General features: G+C 61.2%; 16 protein-coding genes. 8 read left to right on the top strand and 8 right to left on the bottom strand.

Annotation, left to right across the window (positions count from 1 at the left end; all coding sequences use genetic code 11):
- The first annotated feature begins 233 nt into the window (after nucleotides 1-233).
- The 6 genes from SR908_RS02205 (at nucleotide 234) to SR908_RS02180 (ending at nucleotide 5,174) form a co-directional block, all read left to right on the top strand.
- Entirely contained in the window at nucleotides 234-911 is a 678-nt protein-coding gene (locus SR908_RS02205; RefSeq protein WP_322527381.1) for a ComF family protein, read from the top strand.
- Nucleotides 912-947: 36 nt separating this feature from the next.
- Complete coding sequence (locus SR908_RS02200) at nucleotides 948-1,931, top strand: serine/threonine protein kinase (protein ID WP_246923099.1); 984 nt, start codon at nucleotides 948-950, stop codon at nucleotides 1,929-1,931.
- A gap of 171 nt (nucleotides 1,932-2,102) precedes the next feature.
- The gene (folE, locus tag SR908_RS02195; RefSeq protein ID WP_075369865.1) at nucleotides 2,103-2,657 is read left to right on the top strand and encodes a GTP cyclohydrolase I FolE; all 555 of its coding nucleotides are present in this window, start codon (nucleotides 2,103-2,105) and stop codon (nucleotides 2,655-2,657) included.
- A 59-nt stretch (nucleotides 2,658-2,716) separates the two neighbouring features.
- Nucleotides 2,717-3,115 carry a dihydroneopterin triphosphate 2'-epimerase gene (folX, locus tag SR908_RS02190; RefSeq protein ID WP_040241902.1) on the top strand — a complete coding sequence of 133 codons (399 nt, stop codon included), beginning with the start codon at nucleotides 2,717-2,719 and terminating at the stop codon, nucleotides 3,113-3,115.
- 43 nt (nucleotides 3,116-3,158) lie between these two features.
- Nucleotides 3,159-3,611: a hypothetical protein gene (locus tag SR908_RS02185; protein ID WP_075369864.1), complete on the top strand. Its 453-nt coding sequence runs from the start codon at nucleotides 3,159-3,161 to the stop codon at nucleotides 3,609-3,611.
- A 105-nt stretch (nucleotides 3,612-3,716) separates the two neighbouring features.
- Nucleotides 3,717-5,174 (top strand): NAD-dependent succinate-semialdehyde dehydrogenase, encoded by a 1,458-nt coding sequence (locus tag SR908_RS02180; RefSeq protein WP_075369863.1) that lies wholly within the window; start codon nucleotides 3,717-3,719, stop codon nucleotides 5,172-5,174.
- A gap of 151 nt (nucleotides 5,175-5,325) precedes the next feature.
- On the opposite strand, the gene purH is transcribed toward SR908_RS02180, so the two are convergent.
- The 7 genes from purH to aroQ all read right to left on the bottom strand — a co-directional run bounded on the left by purH (nucleotide 5,326) and on the right by aroQ (nucleotide 11,781).
- On the bottom strand, nucleotides 5,326-6,915 hold the full coding sequence (gene purH / locus SR908_RS02175) for a bifunctional phosphoribosylaminoimidazolecarboxamide formyltransferase/IMP cyclohydrolase (RefSeq protein WP_246923086.1): 1,590 nt from the start codon (nucleotides 6,913-6,915) through the stop codon (nucleotides 5,326-5,328).
- Nucleotides 6,916-7,015: 100 nt separating this feature from the next.
- Nucleotides 7,016-7,315 carry a DNA-binding transcriptional regulator Fis gene (gene fis, locus SR908_RS02170; protein ID WP_040241893.1) on the bottom strand — a complete coding sequence of 100 codons (300 nt, stop codon included), beginning with the start codon at nucleotides 7,313-7,315 and terminating at the stop codon, nucleotides 7,016-7,018.
- Nucleotides 7,312-8,343, bottom strand: coding sequence for a tRNA dihydrouridine synthase DusB (gene dusB / locus SR908_RS02165; protein WP_246923152.1), 1,032 nt, complete (start codon nucleotides 8,341-8,343; stop codon nucleotides 7,312-7,314). Before dusB ends, fis begins: the two co-directional genes overlap by 4 nt.
- A gap of 94 nt (nucleotides 8,344-8,437) precedes the next feature.
- Entirely contained in the window at nucleotides 8,438-9,337 is a 900-nt protein-coding gene (gene prmA / locus SR908_RS02160; RefSeq protein ID WP_246923082.1) for a 50S ribosomal protein L11 methyltransferase, read from the bottom strand.
- Nucleotides 9,338-9,405: 68 nt separating this feature from the next.
- A complete protein-coding gene (gene accC / locus SR908_RS02155) occupies nucleotides 9,406-10,752 on the bottom strand; it encodes an acetyl-CoA carboxylase biotin carboxylase subunit (protein WP_246923079.1) in 1,347 nt (448 codons plus the stop codon).
- A 70-nt stretch (nucleotides 10,753-10,822) separates the two neighbouring features.
- Complete coding sequence (gene accB, locus SR908_RS02150; RefSeq protein WP_246923077.1) at nucleotides 10,823-11,281, bottom strand: acetyl-CoA carboxylase biotin carboxyl carrier protein; 459 nt, start codon at nucleotides 11,279-11,281, stop codon at nucleotides 10,823-10,825.
- Between the two features lie 62 nt (nucleotides 11,282-11,343).
- Entirely contained in the window at nucleotides 11,344-11,781 is a 438-nt protein-coding gene (aroQ, locus tag SR908_RS02145; RefSeq protein WP_246923074.1) for a type II 3-dehydroquinate dehydratase, read from the bottom strand.
- A 215-nt stretch (nucleotides 11,782-11,996) separates the two neighbouring features.
- On the opposite strand from aroQ, the gene SR908_RS02140 reads away from it, so the two are divergent.
- Nucleotides 11,997-13,007 (top strand): DUF2333 family protein, encoded by a 1,011-nt coding sequence (locus tag SR908_RS02140; RefSeq protein WP_246923071.1) that lies wholly within the window; start codon nucleotides 11,997-11,999, stop codon nucleotides 13,005-13,007.
- A 64-nt stretch (nucleotides 13,008-13,071) separates the two neighbouring features.
- On the opposite strand, the gene ppa is transcribed toward SR908_RS02140, so the two are convergent.
- Nucleotides 13,072-13,602 (bottom strand): inorganic diphosphatase, encoded by a 531-nt coding sequence (gene ppa, locus SR908_RS02135; protein ID WP_097022998.1) that lies wholly within the window; start codon nucleotides 13,600-13,602, stop codon nucleotides 13,072-13,074.
- A 262-nt stretch (nucleotides 13,603-13,864) separates the two neighbouring features.
- Here ppa and SR908_RS02130 point away from each other — a divergent pair, with 262 nt between their 5' ends.
- Entirely contained in the window at nucleotides 13,865-15,511 is a 1,647-nt protein-coding gene (locus SR908_RS02130; protein ID WP_378075271.1) for a protein kinase domain-containing protein, read from the top strand.
- The last annotated feature ends 12 nt before the right edge of the window (nucleotides 15,512-15,523 follow it).

Raw genomic sequence — 15,523 nt, 5'->3', positions numbered from 1 at the left:
GTATGCCGAGAGGGAAGTCAATCGCCACGGGTACCGAGGCGATATAGAACGCCTTGGCGGGTGTCGGTCATGCTGATACTGGTCTGCATCGAGCGCGGCGTGCGGGAGGCGGCAGGCATGCTAGTCTGTAGCTGTGAAGTCAGGGCTGGGCGGTCCTGTTAACTTAAAAAAAGAATCAGTTAACCATGATGATAGCGAGAAGCGCCTGGGAACTATCAACCAAGATAAAGCTATTGGTTGACCAGTCAGTGCGCGTGGGGCTGCCGGGCCATTGTGCCTTTTGCATGGGCCTGACGCCGCTGGCGTCGCCGTGGTGCGAGGCGTGTTACGAGGCGCTGCCCTGGAATCGTGTGGCCTGTCGGCGTTGCGCCGAGCCGTTGGCGCGCCCCGCCGATCTTTGCGGTCATTGTCTGCGTCACGCGCCGTCCTTCAATGTCGCGAGGGCACCGCTGCGTTACGAAGATGCCACGCAGGCATTGCTTCAGCGCTTCAAATTCGGCGCGCAACCGCGCGCGGGTATCCTGCTGGCGACCCTTTTCGCTCATAGCCGCGAAGGCGTGTTACCCGAGGTACTCGTCGCGGTGCCGACGCACCCGCAGCGGCGGCGTGAGCGCGGCTTCGATCATAGCGTTTGGCTGACGCGTGAGCTCTCGCGTCAATTGGGCGTGCCATATCGGCGTGCCTGGCGTGAGCGTGACACGCCAACTCAGCGTGGGCTGACACGCCGTGCACGTCGCGGCAACGTACGCGGGGCTTTTCGTGTCGCATCCGATTTGCCGGCTCACGTGGCGCTTGTCGACGACGTGATGACCACCGGCAGTACGCTCTCGGCACTAGCCGATGCCTGCCGAGAGGCGGGCGCAAAGCATGTCGAGGCCTGGGCGATGACGCGAACGCCACGAGGAATCTGATAGCATAAGAAGGGAGCATCTCCAATAGGACACGCCATGACCGCCCCGAAGCACCCGTTCGAAAGTCTGTCGCCCGCACACGTGGTCGATGCCGTCGAGTCGCTGGGTTTTTGGTTGCCGGGCGAGCCGTTTGCGCTCAACAGCTATGAGAATCGCGTGTTCCTGTTGAGCGACGACGATCGCCGTCGTTGGGTGGCCAAGTTCTATCGTCCCGAGCGCTGGAGCGAGGCGCAGATTCGCGAGGAGCATACCTTTCTCGATGAACTCGAGGCTGCGGGCGTGCCCGGCGCGCCGCCTTGGCGCGACGCTGATGGTGAGACGCTCCACCATGCCTATGGATTCGCGTTCGCGTTGTTTCCGCACGTCGCGGGGCAGGCGCCAGAGCTCGAGAACCCTGCGCACCTCTTTGCCCTCGGTGACTTGATTGGTCAGGTGCATGCCGTGGCGCGCCGCGGTTCCTTCCAGGCACGTCCTGTTCAGGAACCCATGGCGATCAGCCAAGCCAGTTGTGAGCGTGTGCTGGCGAGCGATTGGCTGAGTCGCCGTCAACGCCAGGCGTATGCCCGTATCGCCGAGCGTCTACAGACACTACTCGCCGAGCAGCGATGGCCGGAGACGGCCTTGCAACGCGTACACGGCGATTGTCATCTGGGCAACATTCTGGGGCGCGATGAAGATTTTGCACTGGTCGACTTCGATGATTGCTGCATGGCGCCGGCGATCCAGGATTTGTGGATGTTATTGACGGCGCCCGAGGCCGATGAATGGCAGATGCAGCTATCCGAAGTGATCGAGGGCTACGAACAGCATGTCGAGTTCGACCGGCGCCAGTTGCGCTGGATCGAGCCGCTGCGCACGTTGCGCTTGATGCGCCATAGCGCCTGGTTGGTCGATCGCTGGGAAGATCCGGCGTTTCCCCGGGCCTTCCCGTGGGTGGCCAGTGAGGGGTACTGGGATCAGCACATCCGGATTCTTGAGCAACAGCGCCTGGCGTTGGAAAATCCGCGCTGGTTGGCATGACGTTGCCACTTTGACGGCTCAGGCGTGGCGTCGTGAAACGCAGTGTTGCCGAGGTCGGCGCGAATCGAGCGTGCGTCGTGCTTTGTCCATGTGGCAAACTTCCGGTGTTGTATTCATTTTGTAACGTATGCCCGGTCGGGCGTCATGACGAAGGCACTTAAAGGCATTTAAATGACAGAAGAACTCGCAACGCATTACCGCGACATCATCGCCGGCTTGGGCGAGGATCCCGACCGGGAAGGGCTGCGTGATACGCCCATGCGAGCCGCCAAGGCCATGCAGTTTCTCAACCAGGGCTATGGGCAGACGCTCGAGTCGCTGGTCAACGGCGCGGTGTTCGAATCGAAGACCGACGAAATGGTGCTGATCAAGGACATCGAACTCTACTCGATGTGTGAACATCATTTGTTGCCATTCATCGGCAAGTGCCATATCGCGTACCTGCCCAAGGGCAAGGTACTGGGGCTCTCCAAGTTCGCGCGTATCGTCGACATGTATGCGCGACGCATGCAGATCCAGGAAAACCTGACACGTCAAATCGCCGAGGCCGTGCAGGAGGTGACCGAGGCGCGCGGTGTGGGAGTGATCGTCGAAGCACAACACATGTGCATGATGATGCGTGGGGTCGAGAAACAGAATTCGTGCATGAAGACCTCCGTGATGCTGGGCGCCTTCCGCAATAACCTGAACACGCGTCAGGAGTTCTTGACGTTAGTGCATGGCTGAGCGAGGCGTCGGTCATCGCCGCGCGTGACGCGCGTTACGCACTTTAGGAGAAATGCCGCATGGCCTTACATGCCCTGAACGATCAGCACCTCGATCATGATCTGGCGACGATTAACATCAAGAATCTGCGCCTGCGTACCCATATCGGAATCAAGGATGAGGAAATCCAGAACCGGCAGGATGTGGTGATCAATGCCACCATTCGTTATAGGGCCGATCGTGCGGTCAAGTTCGATCATATCGAGCAGGCGCTCAATTACCGTACGATCACCAAGCATATCATCGGCTATGTCGAGGATAACCGCTTCCTCTTGCTGGAACGCATGACCCGCGAAGTCTTGGATATCATCATGAGTTACGAGCAGGTCCTCACGGCGCAGGTGGAAATCGATAAACCTTTCGCGCTGCGTTTTTCCGACTCCGTGTCGGTGACGCTATCGGACTCGCGCCTGGATTGAGGTGATATGACCATGCCATCGGTATTTGGTCGGGAGTCGCGTCGTGAACGGTAAGCTGGAAACCTTCGATGATGCTGGCCAGCGCGGCGTGATCGTCGGCGATGATGGGTATCGTTATACATTCACATTGACCGAGTGGCGTGGCCGGGGTCTGCCGAGGGAAGGCAGTCGGCTACGCTTCGACGGGGATGCCGGACGTGCCGAGCAGGTCTTCGACGCGCCCGTGCCTCAGCGCACCGCGCGGCAAACGCGTGACGCTCAAGGGCAGGTCAAATCTTCTTTATTGTCTCCTTGGGCGGTGCTGGCGCTGGTGCTCGTCGCCACGGCGCCGTTGTTGGCGTCTTATATGCTGCTCGTCGACGCGCTGGCGGTGCTACTGGCAGTGCTCGGGATTCGGCAGGTACGGCGCTCGCCGTCGCGTTACAGAGGCCAGGCGCTGTGTGGGGCCGCCATCGCCATTGCGGTGCTGAGTCTCTTTATCTGGGGTGTGGGGTGAACGTCATGTCATTGCGCGCTGCGTTTGGTGGCATCCAGAGACTCGGCATAAGATGAATTCATGGCGACGGCCAGCGTCGCCCTCATTGTCAGGAAGGAGAACGCCATGGAGTCCCTTCAGGAGAACTCGCTGTTTCGCCCCTTTGCCTATATCGACGGCAACTGGGTGGCAGCGGACAGCGGCGAACAGATCGAGGTCGACGACCCGGCCACTGGTGAGATCGTGGGACGCATGCCCAAGCTGGGGCGTGCCGAGACAGAGCGTGCCATCGAAGCTGCCGAGTCGGCCTGGCCGGCTTGGCGTGCCCTGACGGCGCAAGAGCGCGCGGACACCTTGATGAAATGGTATGACCTGATGCTCGAGCATCAGGACGAACTGGCGGCGATCATGACCGCCGAGCAGGGCAAACCGCTCAAGGAAGCGGCCGGCGAGATCGCCTATGCGGCGAGCTTCCTGCGCTGGTTCGCCGAAGAAGCGCGGCGCGTGTATGGCGATACCATCCCTGCCGCCAAGTCCAACCAGCGCATCGTGGTGCTCAAGCAGCCGGTCGGCGTCGTCGGGGCAATCACGCCATGGAATTTCCCGTCGTCGATGATCACTCGCAAGGCGGCCGCTGCATTGGCCGCGGGGTGCCCGATCGTCATCAAGCCGGCCAGTCAGACGCCGTTTTCCGCTACCGCGCTGGCGGCGTTGGCCGAGCAGGCTGGGGTGCCGCGCGGTGTGTTCAACGTGGTGCCGGGGCGTGCCAGCGAGATCGCCAAGGCGATGACCGAGTCGCCCGTGGTACGCAAGATCACTTTCACCGGTTCCACCGAGGTGGGCAGCCAACTGATGGCCGGCGCTGCCGAGCATATCCAGAAGATTTCGCTGGAACTGGGGGGGAACGCACCATTTTTGGTCTTCGAAGACGCCGATCTCGATGCCGCCGTCGAGGGGGCAATGGCCAGCAAGTTCCGCAATGCCGGTCAGACCTGCGTGTGCACCAACCGCTTCCTGGTGCAGTCCAGCGTGATCAATGCGTTCAGTGAAAAGCTGGCGGCGGCCATGAACAGCGAATTGCACGTCGGCCCGGGCACCGAAGAAGGCGTGAACATCGGGCCGTTGATCGACGATGATGCCGTCGCCAAGGTCTCCGAACATATCCAAGATGCCGTCGACAAGGGCGCCGAACTGCTGTTAGGCGGCCATACGCATCCACTGGGTGGACGCTTTTTCACGCCGACACTGGTGAGCCACGCGAATGCCGATATGAAGGTCGCGCACGAGGAAACCTTCGGGCCTTTGGCGGCGGTACTGCCGTTCGATGACGAGGAAGACGCTGTGCAGATGGCTAACGACACGCGCTTTGGGCTGGCATCGTACTTCTATGCCAACGACCTGAGCCGTGTATGGCGTGTGGCCGAAGCGCTGGAGTACGGCATGGTCGGTATCAATACGGGCCTGATCTCCAACGCCAGTGCACCTTTCGGAGGCGTCAAGGCCTCGGGACTGGGGCGTGAAGGCTCCAAGTACGGTATCGACGAATACATGGAAACCAAGTATCTGTGCATGGATCTAGGCTAAGCGGCTTCGCAGAGGTAAGAGTGAAGAAGTAAGAGGTAAGAACAAAGCCCCTGTATATTATACGGGGGCTTTTGCTTTGCGTCGCAGAAGTCATCCTGACCTTCCGTCTTCCGTCTTCCGTCTTCCGTCTTCCGTCTTCCGTCTTCCGTCTTCAGTGCCTGAAGTGACGCATATCGGTGAAGACCATGGCGATGCCCGCTTCGTTGGCGGCGTCGATCACTTCCTGGTCACGCATTGAGCCACCAGGTTGGATGACGGCAGTGATGCCGGCGGCGGCGGCGGCGTCGATACCATCGCGGAAGGGGAAGAAGGCATCCGACGCCATCACCGAGCCGGGTACTTCCAGGCCTTCATCGGCGGCCTTGATGCCGGCGATCTTGGCCGAGTAGACGCGGCTCATTTGCCCGGCTCCCACGCCGATGGTCTGACCGTGCTTGGCATAGACGATGGCGTTGGACTTGACGAACTTGGCGACCTTCCAGGCAAAGCTGAGATCGCGTAGCTCCTGGTCGCTGGGGGCGCGCTCGGTGACGGTGCGCAGGTGTTCGGATTCGACCATACCTTGGTCACGGTCCTGGACCAGGAGCCCGCCGGTGACGCGCTTGAAGTCATGAGCGGGACGCGGCTGGCTGGGCCAGTGCTTGCTGACATCGAGCAGGCGCACGTTTTTCTTCCCAGCGACGATCTCGGCGGCATCGTCGTCTATGCCTGGTGCGATGATGACTTCCACGAACTGGCGGTCGACGATGGCACGTGCCGTATCGGCGTCCAGCGGGCGGTTGAAGGCGATGATACCGCCGAAAGCGCTGGTGGGGTCGGTAGCGAACGCACTCTGATAGGCGGCGAGCGGCGTGTCGGCGACGGCGACGCCGCAAGGGTTGGCATGTTTGACGATGACGCAGGCTGTTTCGTTGAAGACCTTGACGCACTCGAAAGCAGCGTCGGTGTCGGCGACGTTATTGAACGACAATGCCTTGCCCTGGAGCTGTTCTGCCGTGGTCACGCTGGCTTCGGTAGCACCGGCCTCGGCATAGAAGGCCGCTTGCTGATGCGGGTTCTCACCGTAGCGCATCGCCTGTTTTTTCTGGAACTGCACGTTATAGGTACGCGGGAAGTCGCTCTCGCCGCCTTCCACCAGGGTACCCAGATAGTTGGCGATGGCACCGTCGTAGCCTGCGGTATGCTCGAAGGCCTTGACCGCCAGATCGAAGCGCAACGTTGCGCCAACGCCGCCATGTGCGCGTATGTCGCCGAGCACGCGGCCGTAGTCGGACGCATTGACTACGATGCTGGTGTGCGCGTGGTTCTTGGCACAGGCGCGGACCATGGTAGGGCCACCGATGTCGATGTTCTCGATGGCCTCTTCCAGGGTGCAATCCTCGCGCGCCACGGTATCGGTGAAGGGGTAGAGGTTGACCACAACCATGTCGATGGCGTCGATGCCGTGCTCGGCCATTACCTCGTCATCCTGCCCACGGCGCCCGAGGATGCCGCCGTGAATCTTGGGGTGCAGCGTCTTGACGCGGCCATCCATGATTTCCGGGAAACCCGTATGCTGCGAAACCTCCGTGACCGGGATGCCGTGTTCGTTGAGCAGGCGAAAGGTGCCGCCGGTGGAGAGCAGGGCGACGCCGTGCGTGCTGAGTTCGCGAGCAAAATCGACGATGCCGGTCTTGTCGGACACGCTGATCAATGCGCGACGCACGGGCTGGGGAGACGAGGTTGCAGTGTGATCGGCCATGAAGCTCTACTCTTGAAAGATGAGGGACGATTGACGCCAGCCAATAGCGTGAAACGTGAAGAGCGCCCAGTGGGGGCGCCCCTATCAGATCGATTTGGACTCAGATCAGGTCGTACTGCTTGAGCTTCTTGCGCAAGGTGCCGCGATTGAGGCCCAGCATGTCGGCGGCGCGTGTCTGATTGCCGTCGGCATAGCGCATCACAGCTTCTAGCAAGGGCACTTCGACCTCGGTCAGCACCATGCCATAAAGGTCACTGACCGTTTCGCCATCCAGGTGGCCGAAGTAGCGTTGCATGGCGAGCTCGACCGACTCACGCAAAGTTTGCTGATGCGCTGGCGATGCCGTGGCGCTGGCATCGAGCGTATTCTGATCGATGGGAAATGCTTGCCTGCTGGTCATGCTGCATTGCTTCCATTTGAGGCCAACGCCGGTGCATCGTGAGCGAGCGTATCCACGAAGCGGTGTTGAGCCGAGGGCTGTTCCAGAACGTTGAAGCGTGCGCGCAATGCTGCCGCTTGTGGGCGAGTGGCGAGATACCAGCCCACATGCTTGCGTGCGATGCGCACCCCCATGTGCTCACCGTAAAAGGCATGCAGTGCCTCGAGATGACGATGCATCACGGCGGCGATTTCTGCGGGCGTCGGGCGTGCCAGGGGGGCACCGGTACGTAAGTAGTGTTCGATCTCGCGAAAGATCCACGGATTGCCTTGGGCGCCGCGTCCGATCATGACCGCATCGGCCTTAGTGTAGTCGAGGACGCGGGCGGCTTTCTCGGCGCTGTCGATATCGCCATTGGCGAATATCGGCAGCGATACCGCTTGCTTGATAGCAGCGATGGTGTCGTATTCGGCATCGCCGCGATAGCGCTGCTCGCGAGTACGACCATGCACTGCGAGTGCTTGGATGCCAGCGGCCTCGGCTAATTTTGCCACGCGTATGCCGTTGCGCGACTCTGAGCACCATCCGGTACGAATCTTCAATGTCACCGGGACATCCACAGCCGCCACGACACTCTCGAGAATTGCTGCGACCAGGCGTTCGTCGCGCAACAATGCCGAGCCGGCAGCCTTGTTGCAGACCTTCTTGGCCGGGCAGCCCATGTTGATGTCGACGATCTCAGCACCTTGCGCGACATTGAGGCGTGCGGCTTCGGCCAGCATTTCCGGGTCGCCGCCAGCGATCTGTACATCGCGCGGGCCGGGTTCGCCGGCATGGTCGAGCCTTTGCCGCGACTTACGGGTATGCCATAGGCGCGCGTCGGCGGTGACCATTTCCGAGACGACCAAGCCCGCGCCGAGCTCTCGGCACAATTGCCTGAACGGACGATCGGTCACGCCCGCCATGGGCGCCAGAATCGCCCGGTTGGGCAATGCGTAAGGGCCGATGCGCGGCAACGGCGTCACCGGAGATGAGACGTGGGTCGGCATCACGAGACGGGTCTAGATAGTGAAAGGGGCTTATGATAGCCGCCAGAACGATGTTCTTGAAGGGGCAGTGCGCCGCTCCTCGCGTCAAGCGCGCTCATGCCGGCGCCACGCCGGTAATGCGCACCCAACCTTCGCGCTCGTCGGGCGCATCGAGCAGCATGCCTTGCTCGCGATACGCGTCCATGACCTCATCGGCCTGGCCGGCGAGAATGCCTGACAAAGCCAGGCGTCCTCCTGGTGCCAGATGCGCGCAGAGCGTGGGCGCGAGTTCCACCAAAGGGCCGGAGAGAATGTTGGCGACCACGACATCATAACGCTCGACCGCAAGCCGCTCCGGATAGCAAAGCGACAAACGCTCATCGGCGATGGCGTTACGCTGGGCGTTTTCACGGCTCGCGTGCAGGGCCTGTGGATCGATATCGGTGCCTGTGGCGTGGTCAGCTCCCAGCTTGAGCGCAGCGATGGCCAGGATGCCGGAGCCGCAGCCGAAGTCGAGCACTCGGGCGGCGTCGAGGTCGAGGCCGTCGAGCCAGCCCAGGCACAGTGCCGTAGTCGGATGGGTGCCAGTACCGAAGGCCAGGCCGGGATCGAGCAGCAGATTGACGGCATCGGGCTCGGGGGCGGCATGCCAACTGGGTACCACCCACAGCCGTTCGCCCATCTTGAGCGGGGTGAAATCGTCCATCCACTCGCGCTCCCAATCGCGATCGGCGAGCAGCTCGTAGCCGATCTCAGGGCACGGTTCGTCGGCCATCTCGGCGGCCCACTGCTGGCGGACGCGGTCGAGCATTGGCTCGATGTCTTCCAGGTCGTCGTAGAGGCCGGTCAGCACGGTTTCATCCCACAGCGGCGTGGTGCCGCTTTCGGGTTCGAAGACGGGGTCGTCGTAAGCGTCCTGCAGGGTGATGGCCTGAGCACCCTCGGCCAGCAGCAGCTCTTCCAACGTTTCGGCATGCTGCGGGGCGATGTGTGCCTTGAGTTGCAGCCAGGGCATGAAGTCTCCTTGAGCATCAACGCAAACGGGACGGCCAAGGCCGCCCCGTATCGAGTCGCGTGGGCTGATCAGGTCAGGCCAAGCTTCTTCTCGAGGTAGTGAATATTTACCCCGCCTTGCTGGAACGCGCTATCGCGGACCAGATCCTTTTGTAGATCAATATTGGTCTTGATGCCTTCGACCAGTAGCTCGTCGAGGGCATTGCGCATGCGCGTCAATGCTGTCTCGCGACTGGCGCCCCAAGTGATCAACTTGCCGATCAATGAGTCGTAGTGCGGCGGCACGCTATAGCCGGTGTAGATATGCGAATCCATGCGCACGCCCAGGCCGCCCGGCGCGTGGTAGAGGTCGATCTTGCCGGGTGAGGGCATGAAGGTGCGTGAATCCTCGGCGTTGATGCGGCACTCGAAGGCGTGCCCGTTGAGCTGGACATCCTCCTGGGTGATCGACAACGGCAAGCCGGAAGCGATGCGCAGCTGTTCCTTGACGATGTCTACGCCGGTGACCATTTCGGAGACCGGGTGTTCGACCTGAACGCGGGTGTTCATCTCGATGAAGAAGAACTGACCATTTTCATACAGAAACTCGAAGGTCCCGGCACCACGGTAGTTGATCTCGATGCAGGCATCGATGCAGGCCTTGAAAACGTTCTCGCGGGCCTGGGGATCGAGATGAGGTGCTGGGGCTTCTTCAAGCACCTTCTGATGGCGGCGCTGCAGGGAGCAATCGCGATCGTAGAGGTGAATGGCATTGCCCTGGCCGTCGGCCAGCACTTGGACCTCGACGTGACGCGGGTTCTCGAGGAACTTCTCCATGTACAGCGTGCCGTCGCCGAACGACGTATTAGCCTCGTTGCGCGTCACGCTGACTGAGGAGAGCAGGCTATCCTCGCTGTGCACCACGCGCATGCCGCGCCCCCCACCGCCGGCGGCTGCCTTGATGATGACTGGATAGCCGATGCGTTGCGCGGTAGCCAGTATGGCTTCGTCGTTATCTTCGGGGAGCGGGCCATCGGAGCCGGGCACGGTGGGCACGCCGGCTGCCTTCATCGCCGAAATGGCGCTGACCTTGTCACCCATCATACGGATGGTTTCGGCACGCGGGCCGACAAATACGAAACCTGAACGCTCTACCTGCTCGGCGAAGTTGGCATTCTCGGAGAGAAAACCATAGCCGGGATGGATGGCGCTGGAATCGGTGACCTCGGCGGCGCTGATCAGCGCTGGGATATTCAGATACGATTGCGCTGAGGAGGCCGGCCCGATGCACACGGCTTCGTCGGCTAGGCGTACGTGCATGAGTTCACGGTCCGCCTTGGAATGGACCGCCACGGTCTTGATGCCCAGCTCCTTGCAGGCGCGCAGTACGCGAAGGGCGATCTCGCCACGATTGGCGATGAGTACCTTGTCCAACATAGTGTCGTCCGTCTCTATGTAAGCTCGGAAGCGGTTTGCGATCAACAGTCAAGCGTGATCGCAAACGGCTTCAAGAGATGATGACCATCGGCTGGTCGAATTCGACCGGTTCGCCGTCCTCGACCATGATGGCTTCGATTACGCCATCATGGTCGGCCTCGATCTGGTTCATCATCTTCATGGCTTCGACGATGCACACGGTCTCGCCTTTCTTGACGCTCTGGCCAACTTCCACGAACGCTTTGGCGCCCGGTGCCGGCGAGCGGTAAAAAGTGCCTACCATGGGTGAGGTCACCGGGTGGCCGCTGGGCTGCGCGGGTGCTGCCTCGGCCTCCGGAGCGGCCGCTACGCTAGGTGCGGCGGGGGCGGGCGCTGCGGCCGGAGCGGGGGCCTGGGCCGCGGGCGGTGCGCTGAAACCACCAGTGTGGCGGCTGATACGGACGGATTCCTCGCCTTCCTGGATTTCGATCTCGCTGATATTGGACTCTTCCAGGAGTTCGATGAGTTTCTTGACCTTGCGAATATCCATAAGCCTGTCTCGATCAATGTGAATGTGAGGTGGCGTGATTTGCCATCGGAGCGTGGGTGCTGTCAGCCGAGCTGGCGTAGCGCGGCCTCCAGGGCAAGCTCGTAACTGTCGGCGCCGAATCCAGCTATGACGCCGCGAGCGACATCCGAAAAATACGAATGCGCGCGAAACGGCTCGCGCGCATGCACGTTGGAAAGATGCAACTCAATAAAAGGGATGGCGACACCCGTGAGCGCGTCGCGCAAGGCAACGCTGGTATGCGTAAAGGCGGCCGGATTGATCAGGATGAAGTCGGTGCCGTCGTCACGCGCCGCATGCACACGCTCGACCAGTAAGTGCTCGGCATTGGACTGTAGCCAATCGAGTCGATGGCCGGCATCAGAGGCGCGCTGGGTCAGGCGCAGACGAATGTCCTCGAGGGTGGTGGTGCCGTAAACACCTGGCTCGCGGGTGCCGAGCAGGTTGAGGTTAGGGCCGTTGAGTACGAGAAGCTTCGCCATGTCATGGGTCCTGATCGACGCTGTTAACCTGTTCAGGATTGGCTTAGATCACGGCACGATCACGCAAGATGCCGCCGCTGGTGCCATATATCGTTAGTGTGGGCGGAGTTTGCCCAAAAACGGACGAGCTGTCTAGTTTGCGTTGGCACAAGCAAAAACGCCACTGCATGATAGGATGGAAGTCATTGCACTCAACTTCATCACAAGGACGTCTTATGGCTCTTTTTCGCAAGCGTGAGCGTCACCAGCGCAATGTTCTGGAATCGCCCCAGTATGGCTGGATCTGGAAGCCCTTGGTCGCCTTGCTGGCTATCTATCTCGTGGTCTGCGTGGGGCTGGGCGTTTGGTGGAGCCAGCGACCCGATGATTTCAACGTCGATGACGCGGTGGGCGTGCAGCGCGGCGCCGCGCAGTCGTCCAGTGCCGAGGCCGCGTCGGATGCCCCGCGGCCTGGCGAGACGGTGACTGCCACCACCTTGACGCTGCTCGGCAGCTTGCTCGACAAGCCTGGTGGCTATTTGCGTAACGATATCGCGCCGCCAGGGTTGTGGCTGGATAACATGCCGAGCTGGGAGCAGGGCGTGCTCGGGCAAGTGCGGGCCATGAGCGCGACCCTCACTGATCCCATCGCTAGTGACGACGATGACGTGCAACAAGCCGTCGATGCCTTGGCAACGCGCAGCGACGCTTGGCGCTTTCCGTCAGCCGAAGGGCGTTACCAAGAGGCGCGCGAGGCGCTGCGCGCTTACTTGGGGCGCCTGAGTGGACAGCAGGCGGATTTCTCGCAGGACGCGCCAGCGCTGGCGGCGTGGCTTGAGCGCGTGCAGACCCGACTCGACCAGCAGACACAGCGCCTGGCGGCGAGTGTGGGAAGCTCAGAGCGTCGCAGTGCCGATATCGAGACCGGCGAGGATGGCGAGAGCACTCCATGGTGGCGCATCGACAACGTCTTCTTCGAAGCGCGCGGCAACACCTGGGCCTTGGTGCACCTGCTCAAGGCGGCCAAGCGTGACTTTGCACCGGCCATCGAGGAGGCCGGCGTCGGCAAGGCATTTGATCGGTTGATCGACGAGCTTGAAGCCTCGCAGGCGCGCGTGTGGAGTCCAGTGGTGCTCAATGGCAGCGGCTTTGGCATCTTTGCCAATCATTCGCTGATGATGGCCAACTACACGTTGCGGGCATCGCAACTGACCCAAGAGATACGCAGCGATCTCGGGTCGCAATAAGCCCTTAACAAAACACCCCGCGGCGGAATGTCCGGCGCGGGGTGTTGGGCGGGCAGCGAGCGCGTCAGGCTTTGGTATAAGCGTCGGCAGCTTTCTCGATCGCCTTGCGAGCCGCTTCGGCGCCGTCCCAAGAATCGATCTTCACCCATTTGCCTTTCTCGAGATCCTTGTAGTTCTCGAAGAAATGCGCGATCTGTTGGCGCAGCAGCTCGGGCAAGTCGGTGACTTCCTGCACATCGTCATACAGTGCGCTCAGCTTGGAGTGCGGAACGCAGACCAGCTTGGCATCTTCGCCGGCTTCATCGGACATGTTGAGCACACCGACCGGGCGCGCACGAATGACGCTCCCCGGCTGAACCGGATACGGGGTGACCACCAGGGCGTCGAGCGGGTCGCCGTCGTCGGCCAGGGTGTTGTTGATGAAACCGTAGTTAGCCGGATAGAACATCGGCGTGGCCATGAAGCGGTCGACGACCAGCGCATCCATGTCCTTGTCGATCTCGTACTTGATCGGTGCGTGATTGGCGGGGATCTCGATCGCCACGTAGACGTCGTTGGGAAGATCCTTGCCTGCGGGAATGTTTTTGAAACTCATCGTCGAGTCCTTGCTGTTTGCAGGTTGAACACCAGCGGGGGAAAATCCGAGAAATTATACGAGTAGCGTCCAGCGTTTACCAACCGGCGTGAGGTATACATGGCATCATGCAATCGTCGTCTTGCGTTGTCATGCTCATCGCTTGCGGGAATTATCCGTCTCATCATCATCGACAAGGAGACGATCGTTGACGGAAAGCAGCCTTTCTATCAGCTTCGGCCAGGCATTCGTGGCACCGGATCGGCGTCGCCATCGCAGTTCGATGTCGGTGCAGATACCCGGTGGCTCGCAGTTGTCCGCCAAGGGCGCCTGCGCCCTGATCAGTGATTCCACCTGGCGCAATGCCATCGCCAAACAAGCCGGAGACCTGAGCGTACGGGGCTTTCTCGCCGATTACTATTCGACGCCGGAGCATTGGGACGTCAAGACATCGGCGCATCGCGTGCTGCGCGCCCTGAATGGCTGGAGCTATAGCCAAAGCGCCTACATCGAAGGCGGTAGTTATATCTGCTCGCTATCGGCAATGGTGTTTCGTCGTCGTGAGATGCACCTGTTCCATATGGGCGACACACTGGTGTTTCGTCTACGGGGCGCCGAATTCGAGCAATTGTCCCGAGATCATGTCACCGATCTGGGCGGCTATCGCTATCCGTCGCGCGCGTTGGGCATGGACGGCAGCCTCGACATCGATTACGTAACGGATTCGCTCAAGCAGGGTGATCTTTTCCTGTTCACCACCCAGGCCGTACGCGGCACCCTGTTGCCCTCGGACTTCGTACAACTGATCCGTGCCGATGTCAGCGATCTCGATGCGACCTGCGAACGCTTGGCCGAATCGGCGCTTTCCCGCGCGCAGGAGCGCGGGTACGGCGGCGACCAATTCTGTTTCCAATTGGTGCGTATCGACCGGCTGCCCGAGGAAATCGAGCCCGAGCATCCCGTACCGTTGTATGGCGACTTGCCGGTGCCCCCTGAATTGACGCCTGGAGAGCGTCTCGATGGGTTTGAGGTGCAGGAGGTGTTATCGCGTACGGCCAAGTCGCGTGTCTATCGCGTGCATGATGCGCGCAACGAGCGCGAGATGGTGATGAAGGCCCCGAGCCCAGAGCTGTCGCTGCGCAATGCCTACCAAGAGCATTTCGCGCTTCAGCAGTGGATCGTGCAGCGGGTCAACTCCCCGTTCGTCGCCAAGGTCGTGGACCCGGCCCGCCCGCGTCGCTATCAGTATTACTTGCTCGAGTACATCAAGGGCGAATCGCTCAGTGACTGGGCGCTGCGTCACCCTCAGGCGAGTCTCGAGGCACGCCTGGATTTGGCGCGGCAGTTGGTCAAGGCAGTGCAGGCCCTGCACCGCCGCGATGTGCTGCATCAGAACATCCACCCCGATAACCTGATGGTCGATTCACATGGGCAACTGGTGCTGACGGATTTCGGCGCTTGCCATTTGCGTGAAAGCGACAGCCAGCAAGCCGCGCGCGAACTGGCGCGTCAGGTGGGGTTAAATGAGCACAGCGCACCGGAATACGCGCTGGACACCGAAGTAGGGCGGCGCAGCGATCAATACGAGCTAGCCTCGACCATCTACTGGTTGCTGACCGGACATCAGCCCTATGCGCTGGCGCCCAACGAATTGCGCAGCCATACCGACCTCGAGCGTATGAGCTACACCAGTGCGCGTCGCTACAACCCCGCCATCGACGCCGCACTCGATGGTGCCCTGCGGCGCGCGCTCGATCCCCAGCGTGCACTGCGGTTTCGCCGCCTGGGCGAGTTCGCCTACCACCTGCGTACACCCAGGCGGAGCGAAGACGGCGTCGCACGTCAGTCTTGGCAGACGCCGGCCACGCTGTGGAAAGCCGTGGCCGGTGTACTGTTGCTGCTGTTATTGCTGTCGTGGTGGCTGAGGTGAGGCCATAGGGTT

Source organism: Chromohalobacter canadensis, from assembly GCF_034479555.1.
In the GTDB taxonomy this organism is placed as follows: Bacteria; Pseudomonadota; Gammaproteobacteria; order Pseudomonadales; family Halomonadaceae; genus Chromohalobacter; species Chromohalobacter canadensis.
This window is presented reverse-complemented; position numbering and strand designations above follow the sequence as displayed.